The sequence below is a fragment of the Bacillus sp. B2-WWTP-C-10-Post-4 genome (genome assembly GCF_009183805.1).
Taxonomy (GTDB): Bacteria; Bacillota; Bacilli; order Bacillales; family Bacillaceae_G; genus Bacillus_A; species Bacillus_A cereus.
Window position 1 is genome coordinate 43,712 of the sequence record NZ_WEII01000018.1, and the last position, 23,616, is coordinate 67,327.

Sequence of the window (23,616 nt, forward strand, 5' to 3'; positions counted from 1 at the left end):
CAGTATTGTTGCATGTTTTTTTTAGAAAGTCAATATGTTTTTTGAAAGATATATTTATATACGGAAATATCGAAAGTGATATTCGTTGTTGTAAAGGAAATGATGAATTGTAAAATGGTAGTGAAAATTTGCGGAGAATTGTAAATTTTATAGAGAAAATTGATATTTATAGGAGTGAAGAAGGGATTGTTTGAATTTATAGAGAATAATACAACAATCCACTTGCTGGAAAGAACAAACCAAAAGAGGTGACTGAAATGCTTGCGATGGGAGTATTATTTGGCATTATTGCTATAATTGGTTTTATGTGGTTATATTATTCGCGTTCGTTTAAACAAGCAGAAGTTTTACTCTTTCAAAAAGGTAGTTTGTTGACAAATCAGTCTAGATATTTAGTATGTCCGAAGTGTGGAAGTGCACAGGCCAGAAGTGGAGGATATCAAGAGTGTTGCAAAATTAGATTATGAAAGAAAGGAAGCCTCACATTATTTTGTGAGGCTTCCTTCCTTACAACTTCATGGCGCTCCAAATTGTCCATCGATCTCTTTCAATAATAGGAGAGACGTTTTGTAATGCGGTCTGTATATGTTGTAGAAGTTGAGAAAGTTCATCATCTGTTAACTCATATAGAATAGATCGACCTGTTCGAGGAGATAAATCTTGCAATAATGCTTCTACAGAATCATGTATTTTTCGTATTTCCCATTGTGTTTGTGCGGGAAGTACATGAAGAGAATGTTTTTGTAATTCTGTCTGTATAGTGTTGGTTTTTGGACGTCTTTTTGACTCTATTTCAATAAGTTTTGGAAATAGAGAGAAAAAATATCCGCGAATGTGTTCGGGACTTCCTGGAATTGTACAATCTTCAATTGTTCGATCTTGTAAAATAAGTAAACCGTTTTTATTTAATATACGAGAAGCTTCACGTAAAAATGTAGGAATGTCTTGTAAATGATGAATAACTGCACGCGAAATAACTATGTCGAATGTTTCATTAGGGTATGGGATATTATGTGCATCACCGTGGATGAATGAAATGTTTGAAAAGTTGTTACAATTTTCTTTTGCAGCTTGTAATATTTCTTTTGAAAAATCAAGTCCCACAACATTTTTGGCTCCCATAAGAGCGAGTTCTTTCGTATAAATCCCACCACCACAGCCGATATCAATTATTTGCTTGTTTTGTATTTCTGTAATGTTTTTTACCATTTCAGCCCAAGAAATATGAGCGTTTCTTGTTGCATATGTGTACTTATTATTTTCATCATGAAAATTAATGGACATGATAAAGACCTCCTTTCAATGATTAGTATAGCGTATTTAATAGGATGTCACGTTTTTGTTTTGTGTATGAAGATTATAAGGATTTCTTATCGTAAGAGGAGGATTAATTTGAAAGGGAAATATGTATTGGTGTTGTTGTTTGTTATGTTACTAGCAGCTTGTGGTCAAGTTGAGCCGAAAAAAGAAACAAAAAAAGTAGAAGAGACGGTGAATGAAGTGAAAGAAACAATAGGGGTAACCGTTATACAAAAAAAACATAAAGAGAAAAAGTTGCAGGAATCAGAAGCGAAGTTAGTAATAGACATTTTGAATAAAGCTGAGAAACAAGAAATAACAGGAAGCTTCGGTGAACCTGAATATGAAATACAAATTAGTAGAGATGGGAAAAAAGAAACTTATTATGCATGGTTAAGGGGAGAAGATAGACGAGGATGGGTGCAATATAAGAAAGCTATGTATATGTTGAATGAAAAAGATACGGAAAAGCTTTTGGATATATTTCCAAATGTCTCAGAACAAAAAGAAGATGAGATGCAGGTAAGCCCTTTAACGGAAGTAACAAAAAAAGATTTGCAGATTACCGCGTTTCATATTAAAACAGGCGATCAAAACGTGAATTATACGGTACGGTATACGATTTCACAATCACTATACAATAAGTTAGTGAAGGAGCAAGAATATTATTTGCAACTCAATTTTCCAGAAAAAGTTCAAAAATTAATTGGAGCAAAAGAGAGTGAAATGATTTTAGGTGAAAAAGTAAAGGAAGGGTATAAGCAATATGAATTACATGCTACTGTTCCGATAAAAAGCGCTTCAGAATCACAATTAAAATCATTAGAAACATATTACGAAAATTATGATTTGAAAATATTAAACAGTGAAAAAGAAAAAATAGGTGTGTTTCAAAATATAATTCAGATTGTTAAAGATTATGGTGAAAAAATGAATTTTCAAAGATAAAGTGAGACTTTAATTAGCCCTTACGGATTGAAATGAATGTAAACTCGTCAAATCTATATGACCTTTCCTAGGAAATGATAATAGAGAGGGGAAAGCACCCCTCTCTATTACTTTGCTTTTGTAGATGGCTCATTCATTGATTTTCGTGTAATAAGAAAAGAAATCATAAGAGCGGAAAGGATGACAAGGGCAATAAATACGTGATTGGGCAACAAATCTAATAATAGTACGTAACTAACGGTATAAAAAATAAGAGTTGAAGCTAAAAACGATAGAGCACCTATTATAAGAGATTGTAAATTCATTTGTGTACACCTCCTTTTATTTATATTTTTGGCTGAAAATGGATTATATAAACATTATTTCTAACAATAGAAAAAAATATGTCATAATAGAGAAAAGAACAAGCTTTGATGAATGATATGATTCATTAATGAGAGATAAAGGAGAGGAATATGAAAAATAATAAAAAAGGATTATGGGGAATTATTGTTGCGATAGGTCTATTTTTACTGTCTAAGTTAAAGTGGGTATTTGCAATTTTTAAATTAGCAAAGTTTTCAACGGTATTTAGTATGTTTCTATCGCTTGGCGCATACGCAGTTCTATATGGTTGGAAATTTGGAGTGGCGCTCATTTATTTGTTGTTTGTTCATGAAATGGGCCATTTATGGGCTGCGAAAAGAAAGGGGATCCCAACATCGCCAGCAATCTTTATTCCATTTATGGGGGCCCTTATTGGAATGAAAGAGATGCCGAAAAATGCGAAAGATGAAGCTTACATTGCCTATATGGGTCCGTTTTTCGGACTTCTGTCATTTTTACCAGCGATACCGCTTTATATAATGACGAAAGAGCCATTTTGGGCGCTTGTTATTTTGCTTGGAAGTATGATTAATTTCTTTAATTTAATTCCCGTTTCGCCGCTAGATGGTGGGCGAATTATTTCAGTTGTCAGTACTAAAATTTGGGGAGCAGGCCTTATTTTATTACTTGGCTATTCAATTTACTTTAAAAGTATTTTGGGAGGATTTATTGTTATTATCGGTTGTATGGAGTTATATAGAGTAATAAAGAGAGATGAGCCGATTAAGGAATTAGGGCATAAAATTGATGGGATGAAAGAATATGTTACTAGGCTTGAAGAGGAATTAAAAGAAACGGGTGCTGTACATCGGACTATATACGTGATGCATCATGAGATGAATGCATTAAGACAAAGAGAACGGGAAAAAGAGTTACAAATAGGTGAACTTCAAAAAATGGAAGTGTTAGAGTATCTTTTACCGAAGTTCGAACCGTTAGATTATGTTCCATATGAAGATGAAAAAGATGAGTATACAATTCACATAAGGGAAGCATTTGAAGCGTCAGAAAGAAAATTAAATGAATGGAAAACAGAAAAGGAACAACAAGAAAACTATTATAAAGTGGATGCGAAAACGAAATGGACAGTATTTGCTTGTTATATCGGATTAATGGCTATACTCGGTTACACAGCTTATGAAGGATATATTGTTTTACAAGAACATTTGCCAACGAGAAATGTATAGAAAAATATTGTCGAAATGATAGGAAGAATTTATACAGGAATTATATTTCTACGAGAGAAAGTTACAAGTATAGTCATACATTGTAATATTTTTAGTAGAGAAGGAGTTCTGTATATGAAGAAATTGTTAAGTGTATTCGGGATTATTATCGTGATGATCATTGCAAGCTATAGTCTTATGAAAGTGCTGTTACATTATGCGAATAAGCCTGCTGAGGTAAATACAATAGCTCAAATAGAAGATGTGCAAGAAGAGACAAAAGTGCTAAATTTTATTCGAATGACACATGAAAGCTATAATAATTTCTTAAATTACGGTAAAGCAGAGAATTATACAGACGGGGATTGGAATCAATTTAAGCAATGGTTTCAACAGCAAGAACAATCTTTAAAAAATATACACATGGAAATAAAGAATGAAAAAATAAAACGCGATGTAAATAGAAGCTATGAAATTGTAAAAAAAGGTGTGGAACTTCAAAATATTGAGTATGTAGTGTATGCCCACCGTGTATATCATGACTTGGATATTATCGTAAATAAATATAGAGGTGAAACGAATATCTGGGGATATACGGAGTTTGGCGATGGGAAAGATATAAAAGTAATTGAACAAGCTATACAAACAAAATAATAAGCTAGCTAGAATTCTAGTTAGCTTATTTTCTTTTGTAAATACAATGTTCATATATTATTCACAAAAACACCGTGTTAATAGTGATTAAAATCACAATCTGCATTATAAGATTCAGTTAAACTAAAAACAGTTAAGGAAATAGAGGAGTGGGATACAATGTTAAGTGCAAAAACAATTGAAATCGTAAAGTCAACAGTACCATTATTACAAGAAAAAGGCGTTGAAATTACAACGAGATTTTACGAAATTTTATTTTCGGAACATCCGGAGTTATTGAATATTTTCAACCATACAAATCAGAAAAAGGGAAGACAACAACAAGCGTTAGCGAATGCTGTTTATGCAGCTGCAACGTACATTGATAATTTAGAAGCTATTATTCCAGTTGTAAAACAAATTGGTCATAAGCATAGAAGTTTAGGTATTAAAGCAGAGCATTACCCGATTGTAGGTACATGTTTACTACGTGCCATTAAAGAGGTCGCAGGTGCACCTGATGAAGTTTTAAATGCATGGGGAGAAGCATATGGTGTCATTGCTGATGCATTCATTAGCATTGAAGCAGAGATGTATGAAGAAGCTGCACATAAAGAAGGTGGATGGAAAGACTTCCGCAACTTTGTGATTGTTAAAAAAGTGAAGGAAAGCGATGTTATTACGTCATTTTATTTGAAACCTGAAGATGGAGGGAAAGTTTCTTCATTCATCCCAGGTCAATATGTAACGGTTCAAATCAATATTGAAGGTGAGACATATACACATAATCGTCAATATAGTTTATCCGATGCTCCTGGGAAAGAATATTATCGTATTAGTGTAAAAAAAGAAAAAGGTGTAGATACACCAGACGGTAAAGTGTCTAATTACTTACATGAACATGTAAAAGAAGGAGATGTTTTACCAGTAAGTGCACCAGCGGGAGATTTCGTGTTAAATATGGATTCAACATTACCAGTTGTACTAATTAGTGGTGGAGTAGGGATTACACCGATGATGAGTATGTTAAATACGTTAATTGAGCAAGATTCAAAACGTAATGTATATTTTGTTCATGCAGCAATAAATAGTAATACACATGCAATGAAAGAAGACGTTAAGGCAGTAGAAAATGAATATGAACAAGTTAAAGCATATACTTGTTATTCTGCACCGACTGAAAAAGATTTAGAAATGAAGAACTTTGATAAAGAAGGTTTCATTGAAAGTGAATGGTTAAAAACTATTATTCCGACAACTGAAGCAGAGTTTTATTTCTGTGGTCCAGTAGCATTTATGAAGCATATAAATGCTGCACTAACTGATTTAGGTGTGAAACAAGAGCATATTCATTATGAATTTTTCGGCCCAGCAACAAGCTTACAATAAGCAAAAAAACGAGGTATTTATTTTACCTCGTTTTTTATTTGTTCTCGTAATAAACGGTTTACTGTTTCACGACGTATACCTATCAGTTGACCAATTTCGGTTTGTGTTAATATTTCATATATAGGAATGTCACCTAAATATAGGGTGAACCATTCTTGTAAACGATGAAGACGTTCTTTCGGAGAGACGGTTGTCAATTGATCAATTCGTTGTTGCATCATTCTTAATTTAGATTGCAATTGCATAGCGATGTTAGCATACGATTCGGGATTTGCTTGAAGTCTCTCGTACCATTCACTACTAGTGATCGGTTCCACTTCTGTTTTTATTAAAGCGATAGCTGTACCGTGATATTCTTTCGGTGAAATTAAAGAATGATGAGGTATCGTTTCACCTGGAACAATAATGTTGAATAAAAATGGTGTTCCGTCTTCTTCTAGCCGAACTACTTTTAATAAGCCTGTTTTTATAAAGTATAAAGGACCGTCCTCGCCTTGACGGAATAGTACATCTCCTTTGTGTAGAATCAATGTTAGCCCCCCATTAATATGTTTCTATTTCTTCTATTTTAGCGTATATGTATATAGACAATATGCTATTTCAACAGCAATTTCATTGACGAAATGTATGCTATTACAGTAGTATACTATTTAGTGTGTAATAGTACTAGCAATGAATACGCTGTAGGGGGTTTAGTATATTGTTAGATGCGATGAGAATGACGGATATGAGAATTCCGGCGAATGCTATCATTCATGTAGAAGAGATGAAAGGTGGAGTCGTTTTATCCGTTGAAGTAGACGGCCAAATTATTTATACGATGGCTTATGATGAAGAAACAGATAGCTATGCTGAATTATATGATCGAAACGATAAGAGGGCGTGCCAAGTACATGAAGACTTCATGGGGTGGTCACTTCTTCATTAAAAAAGATGTCAATATGACATCTTTTTTTATTAAATCGATAGAATATACAAAGAAATGAAATATAAGGATAAAATTTGTAATAATTGATTTTGCATTGTTAGCACTCTGTAACTGCAAGTGAACTATTTTTTCGCTATCATAAAGATAACAGTCGCAGTTATAGGAGTGGTCAACTTGAAGAAAGTACATATTTCAAATTATATGTTATTATGTGTTTGTTTAATTTTATTTGTTCTCCTCGGAGGATTTTTATATTCATGTGTATAAGAAAAACGCATTCTAAAAAGAATACGTTATAAAAGGGAAATAATGATTAATCTAGTTCCAAGAATAATCAACGTAATACGTAATAAATTAATTACGGCGTTACCACTTAGTTTTGTATTAATGTAAGCCCCGATTTTTCCGCCAATCCATGCACCCGGAATCAGGATTAATGCATAAATCCAGCTGACATTTCCAAGTGAGATGTGAGTTGCAGAACTTACAATTGCTGATAGAAATACGATGAACATTGAAGTTGCTACTGCAATATGTGCTGGGAATGCAAAAAGAAGCATCATTGCTGGAACAAGTAAGGCACCGCCACCAATTCCAAATAATCCAGATATAAACCCAACTATAAAGGCGATAAAGATAGCAAGAAACGGTGGGAATTGGTAGTGTACAGTATTTCCATCATTATCTGTAAAAGAACGCTTAATTACAGACGTATTTGAGAGGGAAAGAGGTTTTAATTTGTCTCGAAGCATAAGTAGAATTGAGACGAATATAAGGAAAATCCCAAAGTATAAAGAAAATGTGTCTTGGTTTAAAAATTTATTTGCCCATGATCCGATAATACCACCAGGGCCGCTTCCGATAAATAAAATAAGTCCACTTTTATAATCTACTCGCTTATGCTTCATGTAAGTAAGGGTGGAAGATAGTCCTGTGAAAACGACTGTTACCATGGAAGTCCCTACTGCAAGTTGTGGTGATAAACTGTGTAATCCAATTAATAACGGAACAATAATAATTCCGCCTCCAAGCCCAACTAGGCTGCCGACTGTTCCGGCGATTAGTCCGATGAAAAGTAACATGATGTATTCCAAAATTGCCAACTCCTCTAAATAACTTATCCACCAATTATTATACACGCTTTTTAATGAGAAATAGGCTTGTTCACAAAAAAGTCGTCTTCCTAGAAAAATAAGGAAGACGACTTTTGATTAGAAAACAAAATGTAATAGGTAGTAAAACAGAGCAGCTAAAGAAGCTGAAATAGGAAGTGTAATAACCCATGTAATTAACATACGTTTTGCAGTTCCCCATTTTACCCCTTTCACACGGTGAGAAGCACCAACCCCTAAAATAGAAGAAGAGATAACGTGCGTCGTACTAACCGGTAAGTGAATGAATGTTGCACCGAAAATAACAAGTGATGATGATAAATCGGCAGCTACACCATTTACAGGACGAATTTTCATAATTTGTCCACCGACAGTTTTAATAATTTTCCATCCGCCGACAGAAGTACCAAGCCCCATTGCGATAGCACAAGATAATTGTACCCAGAACGGGATATCGCTAGAAGTATGATAGTTATTAGCCATAAGTGCCATCGTAATGATTCCCATTGCTTTTTGTGCATCATTCGTACCGTGTGTGTAGGCTTGTAATGCTGCAGTGAAAATCTGGAATATACGGAAGTTCTTATTCGTTTTTGTTAAGTTAAAGTTTTTAAATACTACTTTAAAAATACTGTATACGGTATAACCAATAACGAAAGCGATAATCGGTGAAATGATTAAAGCTTCAATAATTTTAATAAATCCTTTAAGATTTAGCGAGCTAATCCCAGCGGCCGCAATTGCTGCACCTGCGATTGAGCCGATAATTGCATGCGAAGAACTACTTGGAATACCGTAGTACCAAGTAATTAAGTTCCAAGCTATCGCCGCAAGCAAAGCAGCTAAAATTACAAGAGAACCATTTTGTAAGGCGAATGGATCAACGATATCTTTTGTAATCGTTTTTGCTACACCTGTAAATGTCATTGCGCCCAAAAAGTTCATAATAGCCGCCATAATAATGGCATGTCTAGGCTTTAGAGCTTTCGTTGAAACAGCCGTTGCAATAGCGTTTGCTGTATCGTGAAATCCATTGATAAAGTCAAAAGCTAAAGCGCAAATGACTACTAAAACGGTCAGTATCAAGAGTGTATCCATGATCAAACTCCTTACGCGTTCTTCATAATAATTGTTTCTAATACGTTTGCAACGCTTTGACAGCTATCAGCTACTTCTTCAAGCTCTTCGTAAATCTCTTTAAATTGAATAATCTTAATCGGATCTTTTTCACGAGAGAATAAGTTCTTAATCGCATGACGGCGAATATCATCACACTGTGATTCATAATCCTTAATCTTAATCGCATTTGTACGAATGTCGACTAATTTTTTGTTAGACATTAATTCAACAGAGTTTGCAATCTCAATCGCACATTGATTAATTGCTTCTACGAATTTAATCATGTATTCATCAGCTTCTGTAATAGAATACATTTCGAACAGACCAGCACTGTGATCTAATCCGTCTAATACATCATCCATACTCATTGCAAGTTGTAGGATGTCCTCACGCTCAATCGGAGTGATAAACGCTTTGTTTAACTCCATAATGATTTCGTGAATAAATGAGTCACCTTTTGACTCATACTCTTTCATGCGCATAGAAAACTCTTTTAAATCGCTAGCATTTTTAATTTTATACTCCACGAAAAACTGCGCGCCTTCTTTTAAATTTTCGGAAACATTCATTAACATTTCAGAAAATTTATCTTTTTTTGATTTAAAGACCATTATTGTTACCCCCACAAAAGTAATATATGTAAAATATATTGGCTAATCAATTCTAACAAAAAACTGTCGTTTTTTAAAACATTTTATCGAAAAGTTTACAAAAACTTAACATAACTCTCGTTGTTCTATTAATAATATTAATATCCAATAGTGAATATCTTACTTGTAGAATGTCCTTTTCTTGCAAAAAGTATGAATGTAAAAGAAAAGCTTTACACTATAGGAATGACTACGTTATTATAATAAATTTAAAAGGCGGTATATTCTTCCTTTTAAAAAGAAGAGTGTAAATAAATGAAGGAAGTGAACGAATGAAATTGAAGAACACTCATTTTAAAAAAATGCTTGAGTGGTTCAATAAGAGGAAGAAACTTCGTAATTCATTAATTGTATTGGGAAGTGTATTCGTTACTCTATTTATTGCTGTAAATATAATTATTTCCATTCAAGACATATCTGAACTAAAACAAGCTGTTCCACAACCGACTTTAATTTATGATGCAAATAATGAGGTCGCAACTAAATTAGCTTCTTCGAAAACAGAAGGCGTTAAAAGAAAAGATATTCCTGATATTATGGTTCAGGCAATTGTTGCAGTAGAAGATAAGGAATTTTTTAACCATCATGGTATTTATTATAGTGGAATTATAAGTGCGGTTTTTAAAAATATTACAGCAGGAGAAGTTGTAGCTGGGGGAAGTACAATTACACAGCAGCTTGCGAAGAATGTATTTCTGACACAAGATCGTACATTTTCTCGTAAAATAAAGGAATACTTTTTAACAAAAAAAATAGAACGTACTTATACAAAAGATGAAATTATTGAAATGTATATGAATCAAATTTATTTTGGGGAAGGTGCTTGGGGTATAAAAAGGGCAGCAAAATCTTATTTTGATAAAGATGTAAAAGATTTAACAATTTCAGAAGCTGCAACGATTGCAGGCTTAATTAAAGCACCATCTGCATATTCACCTTATAAAAACTTTAACAAGTCAATTGAAAGACGTAATGTCGTATTAAGCTTAATGAAAGAGCAAGGGTATATTTCTGACGAACAGTATAATAAAGAAAAAGAGAGCGGTCTTGTATTAAAACGTGGTGTGGATGATAAATACAAGGGAAAATATTCTCAATATGTAGACTATATTGTTAGAGAAGCAATGGACAAGTACGAATTGACACAAAATGAAATTTTAGCGGGTGGTTATCGTATTTATACAGAGCTTGACCCGAAAAAACAACAGGCTGTAGAAGACGTTGTGAATAATGATAGTTATTTCAAAGATAATGGCTCAGACCAACTGATGCAAACGGGTGTAGTTCTTATGAATCCAAAAACAGGTGGTGTACCAGCTTTAGTTGGAGGGAGAGGACCGTATCAGTTTTTACAGTTTAATCATGCAACCCAATTAAAAAGACAACCTGGCTCAACGTTAAAGCCTTTAGCTGTATATGTACCCGCGTTAGAGCAAGGGTATGAAGTATACGATATATTGAAAGATGAACCATTTAATATTAAAGAATATAAACCACAAAATAGCGATCATACTTTTCACGGTGATGTGACAATGTATGAAGCTGTGGCAAAGTCGTACAATGTTTCGGCTGTTTGGCTATTGGAACAGATTGGATTAGATAAAGGATTGAAATCTTTAGAGCGATTTGGTATTCCATTAGTGCCAGAAGATCGTACGTATCCAATCGCTTTAGGCGGTATGCATGTAGGAACATCCCCATTTGTAATGGCTCAAGCGTATAGTACATTTGCAAATGATGGTGTTCAAGTGGAAGCTCATGCGATTAGAGAGATACAAAATGCGGAAGGTGAAACGATTGGAAAGTGGTATAAGAAAGAGACACGAGTGACAAGCGAGAAAATTTCTCAAAAGATGACATATTTATTAAAAGGCGTTGTCGAAAAGGGAACGGGCGAAAAGGCGAAAGTTAATAATGTTGATACGGCCGGTAAGACAGGAACTACTCAAATTGTAAATGGCCCAAGCACCGGCGCAAAGGATTCATGGTTTGTTGGATACACACCAGATTTGGTAGGTGCGATTTGGGTAGGATATGATAAAACAGATAGCGATCATTATGTTCCGGGTGGTAGTCAAATTACGACGACAATGTTCCGGGATATTATGAAAAAAGCGAACGCAAATCCAGCTCAAAAAGCATTTCAGTTATCGCTCATATCTGAGGCTGATTATAAAAAACAATTGACTACAATAGAAGAAGAAAAACGAAGAAAAGAAGAAGAGAAGAGAAGGAAAGAAGAGGAACAACAAAGAAAAAAAGAGCAACAAGAGTGGCTTGATAAAGTGAAAGAATGGATTCCTTCATTTTGGTAAAAGAAAGAGGCGAATAAAAAAATTCGCCTCTTTCTTTGTATGAAAACAAAATAAAATTTTAATCGGTAGAGATTTTTGTCTATCTTAATTAGCTATTAATCTATATCCGTTGAGATACATGATATTACTCATTAAGTACAATATTCGTACTGCCAAAGGATTCGGAATCGTATGTGACGATTATTTTGCCTTTACTAATAGGTTCGTAAGGCAATTCTTCTTCGTAATTACCATTATTTTCATTGTGGATAGAAAGTGTAATTTCATCGATTTTTTTATTTGTATACTGATCTTTAATCGTTTCAGCGATTTGGAGTAACGCCTCGGAACTAGAAGCTTTCGTAATAAGCATTCCTTTTATAACTTTTTTTTCATTATTTGTTGCATTGGAATAAGGGATGTTGCTTTGTTTTGTATACAAAAGTTTGTATGGAACAGTTTTTCTCTCTGCTTTTGATATAGTGGAATATTTTAGAGTTAAAAAAAATCCTACACATAAAATAATGCATACCATAAGAGCAAACCAAATGCGTATTAGTGACATAACTCTCATTTTCATCCCTCTTTCATATCTTTGACTTCATTATTTATCATACAAAAAGAGGATTAAGATAGAGTAAATTTGAGGTAAAGAAACGTAAAGAAGGAGCACTTATCCTCCCAAACAAGTGCTCCTTTTTATTAAAAGAGAGATTTAATAGACAATCAAAATCACATCTATTACTTATAAATGTGCTTAGTCCTCCCAAAATATTTTCGGAAATTGTGGTTAGTAAATTCGGAAGGCAGATAGTGTCGCAGTTGTATCGCCCGCAGGTCCTTGAGCGCCTTGAGGCCCTTGAGCACCAGTAGTCCCCGTAGTTCCTCCGCCTAGGCAATCAGATCCATATTGAACTAGAATAGCTTGACCAAGAGCTTGAAGAAGTCTAACAAATTCTGTAAGTTCGGACTTAGGGATGTTAATATGGCTATATGCTCTTACTTCGCAACAATCATTACCATAAAATACTTTTCCTTTATTTTTATTGTTCATCTTTTCATTCTTTTCTTTCATAGAATCATTAGTCATTACTATATATTAAAATGAAATTTATACTAAATTCGTGATGGACAAACTACCATTTCTAAAAAAATAAGAAATTGGCCCACCTAGAAAGAAATAAGTAAGATATAGAGAAAGGTTTATATAATGTAAAGAAGAAAAGTGCAACATAAAAAACTACATGCTAATTGTTGGGAGTGTTTAACAATTGGCATGTAGTTCGTGGATTAGTCCTTTATTTACATTGATTTAATTTTTCAAGGGTTGTTTTAGGTAAGATTGGAATTGAAATAGTGAAAGTTGTACCATCTTCATTACTAGTCATTTTTAATGTGCCGTTATGATTTTGGATGATTTTTTTGGTTACTGACAAGCCTAGTCCTGTTCCCGAATCCTTCGTTGAGAAGAATGGATCAAAGATATATTCTTGAATAGCTGGAGGAATACCAATTCCATTATCTGTGAAAGTAATCCGAACGAAGTTATTAAGGCGATAACTAGTAATTTGAATAGAAAGAGGTTTGTCGCCTTGAGCATCGACGGCATTTTGAAATAGATTTAAAAACACTTGAACAAGTTCATGTCGATCAATATTGACTAAAATATCATCTAATTCATTAGAGAAGTTATAATCAATTGAAATATTATGCAAGGAAACTTCACTAGCTAGTAACTGTTGAATATAGTCACGTAAAAATGTATTGATGGGAAACGGTTCTCTTGTAAATTCCCGTGTTTTTGAAATGGCTAAAAATTTTGTAATAATATTATTTGCACGATCTAATTCAGGGATAAGCAAGTTTTTAAATAACTCTTTATTTGATGGAGAAACGCTTTCTTGTAAAAATTGTAAGTATCCTCGTACTGTTGTAAGAGGATTTCGTACTTCGTGTGCAATTCCAGCTGCGATTCGCCCTGCTAACGAAAACTTCTCTGCATCACGTTCTGTATTTAAATAATGAAAGACACTAATAACTCTAAAAATCTCCCCGTTATAATCGCGAATAATTCGGTTATTTATAATGCCATAGTTTTTGTCTAAAACTTCTTCATTATATATTTCTGTTCCCGTTTTTAATGTTTCAATCGCTTTAATTTTTTCTTCCGGCAAGTTTAGTAATTGTTGAATCGGTTTTCCGATAATATCATTTCGTATTATACCGAAATCATCTGCAGCAACTTGATTACATAAAGTAATATTCCCTTTACTATCGATAAAGGTTACATGATGTGAAAAGGCATCAAAAATATGTACAAAGTGTTTTTCAAGTTGTTCAAATAAAAATAATGAATCACAAGTAAGTTGAAAATGAGCCTCTTTATTCTCTTTTGGTATTTCTTGAATGGAATGAGTCGTTCTAGTTTTCTTTATTTGTAAACCAATATGTGGATTTTTGTATGTGAAATGATGTGGTAATTGATTCACAAGTTCTTCATAAAAACGTACTTTATTTTTTAGTTCTTCAATTCGTTTTTCATGAGATACAGTAGCATCGTTTGGAAGCATAAATAAATAACCCCTCATTTTAAAAATTCTTCCATATAGTATATCATATTTTTATAAGGATACCCTTAAAGAAAAGGCTACATGATGCAAAGTGAATAGAAGATGAAGTTAAAAAGGGAGGGGTATATGTGCTGTTTATTGGAGTGACAGGATGGGGAGATCATGATTCTTTATACATAAATCCCTATGAAAATAGAAATAAATTACGAACATACAGCGAGTATTTTCCTATTGTGGAAGTGGATAGTTCATTTTACGCGATGCAACCTGCACGAAATTATATAAAATGGGCAATGGAAACGCCGAAAGATTTTTCTTTTATCGTAAAAGCGTATCAAGGAATGACAGGACATATGAAAGGTGAAATTCCTTTTTCTACGTTCGATGAGATGTTTGATGTGTATAAACAGTCTATTCTTCCTTTAATAGAAGCTGATAAATTAAAAACAATTTTATTTCAATATCCACCATGGTTTGATTGCAAAAAGAAAAATGTAGATTTTCTTCGATATACGAAAGAAAAAATGGAAGGTTTACCATGTGCAATAGAATTTCGAAATCAAACATGGTTTTATCCAGAAATGAGAGATAAGACGTTACAGTTTCTAGAACAGGAGAAATGGATTCATACAATTTGTGATGAACCACAGGCTGGGATAGGTTCTGTGCCACTCGTGTTAGAGGTTACGAATTCAGACATGGCATTAATACGTTTTCACGGTCGAAATGTTCATGGTTGGCTTGATAAAGGGGAAAATTGGAGAGCGGTTCGCTGTTTATATCGCTACAACAATAAAGAACTCGAAGAATGGGTTGAACGACTAGAGCAATTAAAAAAGAAAACAAAGGATATATACGTACTGTTTAACAACAATTCAGGTGGGGATGCAGCAGATAATGCGAAACAGCTTATGAAAATGATGAACATTACATATGGTGAGCCGAAGCCGGAGCAATTAAATTTTTTTGAATGATAATAAACAAGAAAGGCACTGTACAAACAGGGGGAATGTACAGTGCCTTTCTATATGAAAAAGAGGGGTAACAATGTTACTGAGCGTTTGGTTGATTCATCAATTGTTGGCTTCATAATAAATGATAATGGTTATCATTATCATTGTCAATGGTTTTTCTAAAAATATATAAAAAACTTTGTGTATTTTAAATAGAGATAAAAAAAGAACAGCGATTAATGCTGTTCTTTTCCATTGACGAATTGTTGTAAATCAAAAGGAGTTATCGCTTGGATAAATTCTTTTGAGATAAGTGTTTGAACGAGAGTGCTCTCAGAGATAGAAGCACCTGTTTTCTTTTCATAAGCTTGTTTTAATAAATCAAGTTTTTCAGCCGTTTCTTTTGGTAATTCAATTGTAAGTGTGTTCATAATTTCTCCCCCTTATTACTAGAGTACCACTACAGTATAGGAGAGACAAGAAAAGAGAATATGAAATATAAAAAAGGTTACCAAATTTTAAAATGGTAACCTTTTTTATGTATAAGAGTTATTAAGCAATACCGATATACTTTAAAGTTTTTGATGGAGTACTGTGATCAAAGAAGTGTTGTAAAAACGCAATATCAACACCTGATTTGTATGCACAATATCCCCAAGTTTTTCGAAGTGTATGTGAGCTAATCCCTTCTAATCCAACTTCTTTTGCAGCTTTGTTTAAAATGTACCATGCATGTTGTCTCGTAATAGATTTTGTTCCTTTTTGAGATTTTAACAATGGTTCATTACGTTTCCAAGTTTTACGTTCTTTCATGTAGTCTTCGATTGCGTGCTGTAAGTCTTCATTTACAGCAAACCATTTATGTTTCTTCACTTTTTCATTGTAAAATAAAATGGAATGGCGAACATTTTCATTTTCATCGATTACATCACTAACTTTTAATTGTAAGATTTCACTTACTTTTAAGCCAGAATTTACAGCTAATACGAATAATAAGCCATCACGTTTCGAAGATTGTAAAAGTATATTTTTGATAGTTTCTAATTGTTTTTCATTTTGAATAGGTTGTCCTGCTTGTTTCATTTCACGCACTCTCCTCTTTTATATGTGTAAAGGAAAGGATTAACTTGTTTCTTACTATAAAGGGAGAGTGTGAATTTCATGTGAACTCCTAGTGAAATTAAGACAAATTATTTGACTTCTTTTACTTTTTGTAAATTGAAATAGAATACAACACTGTTAGTCGTATTATACACACCATACTCGGCATGATGTAGGTCTAAAATGTTTTTTACAATAGATAATCCGAGACCGGTACCTCCAGTGTGACGGCTACGTGATGCATCTAGACGATAGAAGCGATCCCAAATTTTTTCAAGACTTTCTTCAGGGATAGGGTTTCCTGTATTCTCAATTTCGACTTTTACGGTATCTTCTGCTTCTATAATGGAGACTTGTATTTTTTCTCCCTCTGGCGTATAACGGATTGCATTACTTAGTAAGTTCACAACTACTTGCTCAATGCGACTGCGATTTGCTGTAACAAGTATAGAAGGGTCTGCATCGATGTTCACTTGTAAATGTTTTTCTTCCATGCTAAATAATAATTTTGTGTAGACTTGTTGCGTTAATTCACCGATTGAGAACGTCGTCATATCTAGTTTGTAAGTACCAGATTCCAACTTTGCTAATTCTAACATTTCAACAATCAGCCTGTTCATATTTTCTGTTTCTTCTAAAATAACATCAGTATAATACGAAGTATCCTTACTAACACCATCTTTAATTCCTTCTGCAAAACTTCTAATTACACTTAGCGGTGTTTTTAATTCGTGTGATACGCCAGAAATGAATTCTTTTCTTGTTTTTTCTAATTGACGTTCACGTTCAATATCTTGTTGTAACTTTGTATTAGCAACATTTAATCGATCGATTCGATCTTTTAAATTTACAGATAATGTATTGATACTGCCAGAAAGCCCGCCAATTTCATCGTCAGCTGTAACAGGTAATTTCTCGCTGAAATCAAAATTAGCCATTTTTTTTGTAACACGATTTATTTTAATTAATGGCTTAACAATGATTTTTGAGTAGTAGAAGGATAACAAAATAATTACGAGAAACACGATGATTAAGGCATAGACATAATAATCTTTTAAAACGAGCATCGCTTCATTAACAGGCTGCAAAGATGCTATCGCAAAAGCGTATTCTGTAATCCTTCCATTTTCTATAATCGGTTTTACAAAGATACTATTTTTTATATTTTCTCCGCCATCTAATATGAAAGTACTTAATTGGTTCGAGTTAGAAGTTCCCTCTCTAATCATATCTGCAAAATATTGAACGGCTTGTAATGTTTCAATATCATTTGCAAGACGAACCTCAGCTTTGGATGGGAGCTGTAACTTAGTTATAACACCTGTAAAGACGATTCGAGTTGTAGATTTGTATCGGCTTGCAAGTCTGTTCTTAGAAGGGTTACCATTAATTGACTGAAAATCCGAATAGAAATGTTCGTTTTGCCATTGATTATAATTCGTTCCTAATTTTTGTGGTGTGATTATATTATTCTCTTGCACGACTCCATCAACATTGATTATTACATCTTTTTTTAAACCTAAATTTTCGAATTTATTATATTCTTCTGGTGTTAAAAGATTATTGAGTGGAATGGAATACTGTTTATTATTGTTGGGATTAAATACATCGATATAGTAATTGTTATCGCTTTTAATAATACCGTTAGAGTCCAAAAACTGCATATCGGCATTTGTTTTATCATGAAATTCTTGTTTTAGTTTTCTAACCTGCTCATAACTTTTATCACTTTTATCATAATTATCTACGAATTTTTCAAAAGCAGTTTGGACTGTTTTTACTTTCTTATTAATATAAAATTTCTCTAAAAATAGAGATTGTCCTAGGAAAAAAAGTAGGAATATGATTGTAAATAAAGTGGATGTTAATAAAAATAGTTTAAAGACGATACTTCTGTTTTTCACTACGTCACCTCTTATGAGAAATACTGTAAATGATTTCTTTATCCCGCTTTAACGGGCAATAAGACTCCCACTTCAAAATTCGGCGAATACAAGGGAGTTAAGTGGGAAATCAATTGCCCGTAAAATCCGATTGGTTCAACTAATAATCAGTGGGGGATGGAAAAAACCTCCACTGATTAAAGTTTCACTTTATTATAACAAACGTTACAAGAAAGTAGAGGGGAGAAATCTGTCTCTTTATAAAGTAGTTATTTATAAAAAGTCACATAAAAAGAACTCGCCAGACGTATGACAAGTTCTTTAGTGTATTATTGTTGAATTGCTGCATCTAAAGCGATTTCAATCATTTCGTTAAATGTAGTTTGACGCTCTTCAGATGTTGTTTCTTCGCCAGTGAAGATGTGATCGCTAACTGTTAATACAGATAATGCATTTACACCGTATTTCGCTGCTAATGTGTAAAGAGCAGTTGTTTCCATTTCTACTGCTAATACACCGTAATCTCCAAGTTTTTTAACCATGTCCATGCTTTCACGATAAAACACATCTGCTGTTAAAACGTTACCGACACGAACGTGTAATCCTTTTTCAGTTCCAGCATCATAAGCTTTCTTTAAAAGGTCAAAGTTTGCAGCTGGTGCAAAATCAAATCCTGGGAATGTTAAACGGTTCATATTAGAATCAGTACAAGCCGTCATTGCGATAATAACATCACGAACTTTTACATCTTTTTGAATTGCACCGCAAGTTCCAACGCGAATTAAATTTTTAACTCCGTAGCTTTGGATTAATTCGTTTACATAAATAGAAATAGAAGGAACACCCATACCTGTACCTTGAACAGATACACGTTTTCCTTTATAAGTTCCAGTGAAACCTAACATACCACGCACATTATTATAGCAAGTAACGTCCTCTAGAAATGTTTCAGCGATATATTTTGCACGTAATGGATCACCAGGTAATAGAATAGATTCAGCGATTTCACCTTGTTTTGCTTCGATATGTACACTCATAAAAAAGTCCTCCTTATAATGTATTGATAGAAATCAATATCATTTGCATTATACACTACGAATCCTTTCAATTAAAATCTTTTTATTATTTGTAATATGTGCAAAATAGGAGGATTTCATAAATCATAATCTAGAATATATATCTTAAGAAGTTTTGTATGAATAGAGACAATAAAAATGGTAGGTGATGTTTTGAAAAATCTTGTCATCGGGCTTATTGCGTTAGTACTTATTGTGGCAGGAGGATTTTACATAAAAAAATATCAAGAAAACGAAGAGACTGTAGGAGATGTTCAGGAAGTAAAGTGGGGTGTTTCAAATGGAAAGGGAAATGAGAAAGTAGATATTGTATTTCAGTTGTTAAACAACAAGAATAATGAAATTCGTGGTGTAAATGATCAAATGCGGGCAGTGATTGTAGATGGACAGTTAAAAAACATACAACAAATTAAACCCACATTTGCAGGGAACGGGTCATATAAGTTATCTTCCAAAATAGCGAAAGACGAAGAATATACAATATTTTTATACGAAGACAAAAATAAGTCCGTAGAGTCATTCGCTAGGAAGAATTTTGGTAGAACGAAAGAGGAGAACAATAAGAAAAAAGTGAAATTTCCAATCGACAGTGTACTTACAAAAAAAATAGGAGAGTATGAAGTTTCTCTTTTATTTGGCGCATTACATCCGAATGAACCAGTTACATTAACATTTCAGTTTCAAGCGAAAAAGGGTGAAAAATTGAAATTGCATTCAGAGAGAGGAGAAGTAGAGTCACTCTATATAGTGGATGAAACGAAGGAGAATTTTTTATACGCTATGCCTGTAGATACTGATGAACAATTACAATACCGAATTACATTTCCTGCCGAGGGCACGTATAAAATGTGGGGGAATTTCTATATAAATGGTAAGAAGTATGAAAAAGAATTTATTGTACAAGTTCAAAAAAGAAAAAACAGCTAAGAATTTAGCTGTTTTTTCTTTTTCCTATTAATTTTGTTACAGAGAGCATTGTAATTGGTAAAGAATGATTCTTCCTAAATGCTAAATATTTACCGCTCCATGCTGGTTTATATTTTTCTTTAAAATGTCGTAATCCGCTGAAACTATACGTATAACGAACGTTATTAAAGATTGCAGCAGCCACTCGTTCAGACCAGAAAGACTGTGTGGATAAACCAACATTTGAAAGTGGTGCCATACCGATATTAAAGGAGTGGTATTCATTTTCTTTTGCCCACTGGAATAAGTGGATGAAAATTGCGTCCATAATGCCGCTAGGCGCATCTGGATAATATCGCATTAAATCGACAGATAATGATCCGTTTTGATATACAGGCATGAATGTTGTGAATGCAATAATTTTTCCATCCGAATCAGATAATGTTGCGATAGGAGCGCGACTAATATATTCACGATCGAAGTATCCGAGTGAAAAACCTTTCTCTTTTTTTCCACCAAGCCATGCATCTGAAACTTTTCTTAACTCTTCATATAATTCGTCGGAGAAAGGTGGCTCATGAATAGAGAATGTATAGCCTTCTCTTTCAAAACGGTTGAAAGTAGCTCGCATGCCAGCGCGTTTCTTTCCTGTTATTGTAAAGGTATTTAAATCAACAACAGCTTCTTCACCAAGCTTAAAGAAGTTATAACCAAAATCGTGGTATAAACTCATCCATTTACTTTCAATTTGATAGAATACACAAATGTATCCAAATCGATCAGCCTCAGCTAAAAACTCTTGCAATACAGTACGATAGGAGGAAGGGTCCCCAATTGGATCACCTAGTACAATAAGTCGTTTTCCAGTTATTGAGAAGAGAATGAGTGCTTTTCCATCACTACTGAAAAAGAACTGTTTATCTCCTAAAAAACCTAAATGACTAAGTACATTTCCACCATGTTCATCTAAGAAGTTTTGTAATCTTTTATCATTAGCTGGTTGCCCGGGAAATTCATTTCGATAACGATTTGCAATGAGTGAACCAATTAGTAAAAAAGTAGGAACAAAAAAGGCAGCTGCTAATGCACTTCGTTTCACTTGTGTAATATTACGAACAACAAAATCAGGTTTGAAAGCTTCTTTTGCACCTGCAAATAAAATACCTAAGTTTTTATATAAATATAACGTTACAAGTAGGAATATAAAAACTTTTACGATATCGGAAAGTGAGACTTCCATTTTCTCACGTACAAACCTTTTACGAAGCATATACAATACAGCGAGTACGATTAATAAAATAAAAGTTTCTTCAACATCAATTCCTTTTAGTGTGTTAAAAATAGCCGCTCCGATTAAAGAAACAATTGTCATATAATAAGAACGTTTTGTTCCGTAATATATCCCTCGCGAAAGAATGAGGAGGAGAATACCGAATGTTAGCGATAAGCTAAAAGAAAATTGAATAAGATGTTTTGGAGCTAGAATATGTAAGGCGTGTGCCCGATTTATACTTGTCGGTAGAATGGTTGATAAAATAACCATTAAGCCAGCAAATACTGTTAAAGCAGCAGACGCCCAAGAACCTAACTTTCCTAGAAAGTCACGCTGCAAAGTCCATATAACACCAGTTGTCTCTAATGCAGGCGCAATAAAAGGTTTATCTTCAAACTTTTTAATGGCTACTCCTGTCATTTCAAAAGCTGCAAAAATGAGACCAAGGCAGAAGGGCAAGATGTAATAGACGAGACGATATAATAACATAGCAGGGAGTAAAACACCTGTATCGATGCCGTATTGCCCAAGCCCAGTTAAGAAGACAAGATCAAATGATCCAAGGCCACCAGGAACAAGACTAACGACACCAGCTAAAGCAGCAATAACATATACGCCTAAAAACTTTTGGAATTCGATTTCAATGCCAAATAATAGTAATATGACGTACATAACAATACCAGCAGATACCCATTCGACTAATGAAACTAATGAGTATAAAACAGTTGGATTTTTCTCCTCTTCTTCTTGTTCCTCTGTTTGCGTCGCTTTTCTATTTTTTAATTTAGAAAATCCGATATATATAGGGACGAAAAGAGCGAAGAAGATAAGAACAGGCCATAGCCATGGTTTTTCATGCAAAATAAATCTCGTGTCTAATATTCCGATGAGACCAAGAAATGAAAGAATGGCTAATCCATTAATAAAGGCAGTTGTCATCCAAGCGATACTTTTAATAAGTTTTCCATTTTCTTTTATATATGGACGATAAAGCATTGTGCGTACGCCGGCTCCAACAAGACCACCAAACCCGATAAATCCATTTAAAGTATTAGCAATCCACGAGATACGGAAAATCTTTTGGACAGGGATATCAGCTTTTAAGTAACGAAGCATAACATAGTCATAAAAGAACATTGTTGATACAGCGAATGCACCAAGTGTAATTGCTAAAAAGACTCCTCCAGTTGGAATGTTTTTAATTGTATCAATCGCTTCTAAAAAAGAAATGCCCGCTAATTCTTTTTTTGCTTGAAAGAATACAATTGTTAATACAACAAATGGGAAGACAATTTTCCCGATTTGTAAGAAACGTTTCCATGAAAACGACATAAATACAACTCTCCTTGTATAAGAAAACTGAGACAATAATATTATTATGACAAACTTCAAGAAAAATAAAAAGGTAAATTCCTGTATAGGCGAGCTATTTTTTATATAGGTATATTTAAAAGAATATTTTGTTTATCAGAAAATTAAGTTAGAATAAGATGAAAGAGGGGGAGGGGAGTATATGATTATAAAAGGTTACGTAGGATATGAGTTAGAAAAAGCGAAACCTAATACATCAGAAGATTTTTTTAACAGATCTGAAGTGACATATATATTAAATGGTAAAGAGAAAACTTTTTCGGTTTTATACGTTCGATATTTTGAAGAAGTTTTACAAGAAATTACTCCTTTTGAAGGAAATCCAGTGTATAAAGTAGAAGAACAAAACATATATTTGCGTGATATTGTAGCGATATGTTGTTTAGTGAAAGATAAGGAGCTTCGTGCGCAAAAACGTTTGTATTTAAATAATATGGAAGAATTTCAACAATATTTTGATGAGGGAACGGTGTCGAAAGTACAAGAAATATTGGCTGAATTACATAAAAATAAAAGAGTAGAAATAGCGTGAAATGGCAAAGGAGAGAGAAAAAATGTCTAATTTGATGGTTGAAAATC

The 23,616-nt window shown here is 33.5% G+C and carries 24 protein-coding genes; 10 read left to right on the plus strand and 14 right to left on the minus strand.

Annotated elements, in window-relative coordinates; translation table 11 throughout:
• Positions 1–257: 257 nt before the first annotated feature.
• A complete protein-coding gene (locus GBN78_RS10710) occupies positions 258–467 on the plus strand; it encodes a hypothetical protein (RefSeq protein ID WP_000880630.1) in 210 nt (69 codons plus the stop codon).
• Positions 468–507: 40 nt separating this feature from the next.
• On the opposite strand, the gene GBN78_RS10715 is transcribed toward GBN78_RS10710, so the two are convergent.
• Positions 508–1,284 (minus strand): class I SAM-dependent methyltransferase, encoded by a 777-nt coding sequence (locus tag GBN78_RS10715; RefSeq protein ID WP_000026279.1) that lies wholly within the window; start codon positions 1,282–1,284, stop codon positions 508–510.
• A gap of 108 nt (positions 1,285–1,392) precedes the next feature.
• On the opposite strand from GBN78_RS10715, the gene GBN78_RS10720 reads away from it, so the two are divergent.
• Entirely contained in the window at positions 1,393–2,247 is an 855-nt protein-coding gene (locus GBN78_RS10720) for a YhfM domain-containing protein (RefSeq protein WP_000677063.1), read from the plus strand.
• A 107-nt stretch (positions 2,248–2,354) separates the two neighbouring features.
• On the opposite strand, the gene GBN78_RS10725 is transcribed toward GBN78_RS10720, so the two are convergent.
• Positions 2,355–2,552, minus strand: a complete 198-nt coding sequence (locus GBN78_RS10725) for a hypothetical protein (protein WP_001053357.1) — start codon at positions 2,550–2,552, stop codon at positions 2,355–2,357.
• A gap of 150 nt (positions 2,553–2,702) precedes the next feature.
• Here GBN78_RS10725 and GBN78_RS10730 point away from each other — a divergent pair, with 150 nt between their 5' ends.
• From GBN78_RS10730 to hmpA, 3 genes are all read left to right on the plus strand, one after another.
• Positions 2,703–3,800, plus strand: a complete 1,098-nt coding sequence (locus GBN78_RS10730) for a site-2 protease family protein (protein WP_000794488.1) — start codon at positions 2,703–2,705, stop codon at positions 3,798–3,800.
• Between the two features lie 114 nt (positions 3,801–3,914).
• A complete protein-coding gene (locus GBN78_RS10735; protein WP_000735525.1) occupies positions 3,915–4,433 on the plus strand; it encodes a hypothetical protein in 519 nt (172 codons plus the stop codon).
• Positions 4,434–4,592: 159 nt separating this feature from the next.
• Complete coding sequence (gene hmpA, locus GBN78_RS10740) at positions 4,593–5,801, plus strand: NO-inducible flavohemoprotein (RefSeq protein WP_000947320.1); 1,209 nt, start codon at positions 4,593–4,595, stop codon at positions 5,799–5,801.
• A gap of 17 nt (positions 5,802–5,818) precedes the next feature.
• On the opposite strand, the gene GBN78_RS10745 is transcribed toward hmpA, so the two are convergent.
• Positions 5,819–6,331: a Crp/Fnr family transcriptional regulator gene (locus GBN78_RS10745; protein ID WP_000600585.1), complete on the minus strand. Its 513-nt coding sequence runs from the start codon at positions 6,329–6,331 to the stop codon at positions 5,819–5,821.
• A 170-nt stretch (positions 6,332–6,501) separates the two neighbouring features.
• Between GBN78_RS10745 and GBN78_RS10750 the strand changes: the two genes are divergently transcribed.
• Complete coding sequence (locus GBN78_RS10750) at positions 6,502–6,729, plus strand: hypothetical protein (RefSeq protein ID WP_000883009.1); 228 nt, start codon at positions 6,502–6,504, stop codon at positions 6,727–6,729.
• 293 nt (positions 6,730–7,022) lie between these two features.
• Here the strand turns inward: GBN78_RS10750 and GBN78_RS10755 are convergent, their stop codons facing one another.
• The 3 genes from GBN78_RS10755 to GBN78_RS10765 form a co-directional block, all read right to left on the minus strand.
• Complete coding sequence (locus GBN78_RS10755) at positions 7,023–7,823, minus strand: sulfite exporter TauE/SafE family protein (protein ID WP_000455762.1); 801 nt, start codon at positions 7,821–7,823, stop codon at positions 7,023–7,025.
• Between the two features lie 117 nt (positions 7,824–7,940).
• Positions 7,941–8,939 (minus strand): inorganic phosphate transporter, encoded by a 999-nt coding sequence (locus GBN78_RS10760; RefSeq protein ID WP_000380273.1) that lies wholly within the window; start codon positions 8,937–8,939, stop codon positions 7,941–7,943.
• Between the two features lie 11 nt (positions 8,940–8,950).
• Positions 8,951–9,571 (minus strand): DUF47 domain-containing protein, encoded by a 621-nt coding sequence (locus GBN78_RS10765; RefSeq protein ID WP_000231449.1) that lies wholly within the window; start codon positions 9,569–9,571, stop codon positions 8,951–8,953.
• Positions 9,572–9,882: 311 nt separating this feature from the next.
• On the opposite strand from GBN78_RS10765, the gene GBN78_RS10770 reads away from it, so the two are divergent.
• Positions 9,883–11,925 carry a transglycosylase domain-containing protein gene (locus GBN78_RS10770; RefSeq protein WP_000769233.1) on the plus strand — a complete coding sequence of 681 codons (2,043 nt, stop codon included), beginning with the start codon at positions 9,883–9,885 and terminating at the stop codon, positions 11,923–11,925.
• Between the two features lie 124 nt (positions 11,926–12,049).
• Here the strand turns inward: GBN78_RS10770 and GBN78_RS10775 are convergent, their stop codons facing one another.
• From GBN78_RS10775 to GBN78_RS10785, 3 genes are all read right to left on the minus strand, one after another.
• Positions 12,050–12,478 carry a hypothetical protein gene (locus GBN78_RS10775; protein WP_001265569.1) on the minus strand — a complete coding sequence of 143 codons (429 nt, stop codon included), beginning with the start codon at positions 12,476–12,478 and terminating at the stop codon, positions 12,050–12,052.
• Positions 12,479–12,694: 216 nt separating this feature from the next.
• Positions 12,695–12,979, minus strand: coding sequence for a hypothetical protein (locus GBN78_RS10780; protein WP_130067364.1), 285 nt, complete (start codon positions 12,977–12,979; stop codon positions 12,695–12,697).
• A 223-nt stretch (positions 12,980–13,202) separates the two neighbouring features.
• Positions 13,203–14,474, minus strand: coding sequence for an ATP-binding protein (locus tag GBN78_RS10785; RefSeq protein ID WP_097918709.1), 1,272 nt, complete (start codon positions 14,472–14,474; stop codon positions 13,203–13,205).
• Between the two features lie 128 nt (positions 14,475–14,602).
• On the opposite strand from GBN78_RS10785, the gene GBN78_RS10790 reads away from it, so the two are divergent.
• On the plus strand, positions 14,603–15,448 hold the full coding sequence (locus tag GBN78_RS10790) for a DUF72 domain-containing protein (protein WP_000897352.1): 846 nt from the start codon (positions 14,603–14,605) through the stop codon (positions 15,446–15,448).
• A 215-nt stretch (positions 15,449–15,663) separates the two neighbouring features.
• Here GBN78_RS10790 and GBN78_RS10795 read toward each other — a convergent pair whose 3' ends face one another.
• The 4 genes from GBN78_RS10795 to deoD all read right to left on the minus strand — a co-directional run bounded on the left by GBN78_RS10795 (position 15,664) and on the right by deoD (position 19,448).
• Complete coding sequence (locus tag GBN78_RS10795; RefSeq protein WP_001094860.1) at positions 15,664–15,858, minus strand: DUF3924 domain-containing protein; 195 nt, start codon at positions 15,856–15,858, stop codon at positions 15,664–15,666.
• Positions 15,859–15,979: 121 nt separating this feature from the next.
• Entirely contained in the window at positions 15,980–16,510 is a 531-nt protein-coding gene (locus GBN78_RS10800; RefSeq protein ID WP_000806236.1) for a tyrosine-type recombinase/integrase, read from the minus strand.
• A gap of 107 nt (positions 16,511–16,617) precedes the next feature.
• Positions 16,618–18,432 carry a sensor histidine kinase gene (locus tag GBN78_RS10805; protein WP_000797517.1) on the minus strand — a complete coding sequence of 605 codons (1,815 nt, stop codon included), beginning with the start codon at positions 18,430–18,432 and terminating at the stop codon, positions 16,618–16,620.
• 308 nt (positions 18,433–18,740) lie between these two features.
• Entirely contained in the window at positions 18,741–19,448 is a 708-nt protein-coding gene (deoD, locus tag GBN78_RS10815; RefSeq protein WP_000110707.1) for a purine-nucleoside phosphorylase, read from the minus strand.
• Between the two features lie 177 nt (positions 19,449–19,625).
• Here deoD and GBN78_RS10820 point away from each other — a divergent pair, with 177 nt between their 5' ends.
• On the plus strand, positions 19,626–20,414 hold the full coding sequence (locus GBN78_RS10820) for a hypothetical protein (protein ID WP_000232614.1): 789 nt from the start codon (positions 19,626–19,628) through the stop codon (positions 20,412–20,414).
• A gap of 4 nt (positions 20,415–20,418) precedes the next feature.
• Here the strand turns inward: GBN78_RS10820 and mprF are convergent, their stop codons facing one another.
• Positions 20,419–22,998, minus strand: a complete 2,580-nt coding sequence (mprF, locus tag GBN78_RS10825) for a bifunctional lysylphosphatidylglycerol flippase/synthetase MprF (protein ID WP_000010893.1) — start codon at positions 22,996–22,998, stop codon at positions 20,419–20,421.
• A 181-nt stretch (positions 22,999–23,179) separates the two neighbouring features.
• On the opposite strand from mprF, the gene GBN78_RS10830 reads away from it, so the two are divergent.
• Positions 23,180–23,569, plus strand: a complete 390-nt coding sequence (locus GBN78_RS10830; protein ID WP_000584363.1) for a hypothetical protein — start codon at positions 23,180–23,182, stop codon at positions 23,567–23,569.
• Positions 23,570–23,616: the final 47 nt, after the last annotated feature.

Bases quoted from the DNA above. Each gene is read 5' to 3' on its own strand.
- GBN78_RS10710 (WP_000880630.1), top strand. From the start codon at position 258: ATGCTTGCGATGGGAGTATTATTTGGCATTATTGCTATAATTGGTTTT.
- GBN78_RS10715 (WP_000026279.1), bottom strand. From the start codon at position 1,284: ATGTCCATTAATTTTCATGATGAAAATAATAAGTACACATATGCAACA.
- GBN78_RS10725 (WP_001053357.1), bottom strand. From the start codon at position 2,552: ATGAATTTACAATCTCTTATAATAGGTGCTCTATCGTTTTTAGCTTCA.
- GBN78_RS10730 (WP_000794488.1), top strand. From the start codon at position 2,703: ATGAAAAATAATAAAAAAGGATTATGGGGAATTATTGTTGCGATAGGT.
- GBN78_RS10735 (WP_000735525.1), top strand. From the start codon at position 3,915: ATGAAGAAATTGTTAAGTGTATTCGGGATTATTATCGTGATGATCATT.
- hmpA (WP_000947320.1), top strand. From the start codon at position 4,593: ATGTTAAGTGCAAAAACAATTGAAATCGTAAAGTCAACAGTACCATTA.
- GBN78_RS10760 (WP_000380273.1), bottom strand. From the start codon at position 8,939: ATGGATACACTCTTGATACTGACCGTTTTAGTAGTCATTTGCGCTTTA.
- GBN78_RS10765 (WP_000231449.1), bottom strand. From the start codon at position 9,571: ATGGTCTTTAAATCAAAAAAAGATAAATTTTCTGAAATGTTAATGAAT.
- GBN78_RS10770 (WP_000769233.1), top strand. From the start codon at position 9,883: ATGAAATTGAAGAACACTCATTTTAAAAAAATGCTTGAGTGGTTCAAT.
- GBN78_RS10775 (WP_001265569.1), bottom strand. From the start codon at position 12,478: ATGAGAGTTATGTCACTAATACGCATTTGGTTTGCTCTTATGGTATGC.
- GBN78_RS10780 (WP_130067364.1), bottom strand. From the start codon at position 12,979: ATGAAAGAAAAGAATGAAAAGATGAACAATAAAAATAAAGGAAAAGTA.
- GBN78_RS10785 (WP_097918709.1), bottom strand. From the start codon at position 14,474: ATGCTTCCAAACGATGCTACTGTATCTCATGAAAAACGAATTGAAGAA.
- GBN78_RS10795 (WP_001094860.1), bottom strand. From the start codon at position 15,858: ATGAACACACTTACAATTGAATTACCAAAAGAAACGGCTGAAAAACTT.
- GBN78_RS10800 (WP_000806236.1), bottom strand. From the start codon at position 16,510: ATGAAACAAGCAGGACAACCTATTCAAAATGAAAAACAATTAGAAACT.
- deoD (WP_000110707.1), bottom strand. From the start codon at position 19,448: ATGAGTGTACATATCGAAGCAAAACAAGGTGAAATCGCTGAATCTATT.
- GBN78_RS10820 (WP_000232614.1), top strand. From the start codon at position 19,626: ATGGTAGGTGATGTTTTGAAAAATCTTGTCATCGGGCTTATTGCGTTA.
- mprF (WP_000010893.1), bottom strand. From the start codon at position 22,998: ATGTCGTTTTCATGGAAACGTTTCTTACAAATCGGGAAAATTGTCTTC.
- GBN78_RS10830 (WP_000584363.1), top strand. From the start codon at position 23,180: ATGATTATAAAAGGTTACGTAGGATATGAGTTAGAAAAAGCGAAACCT.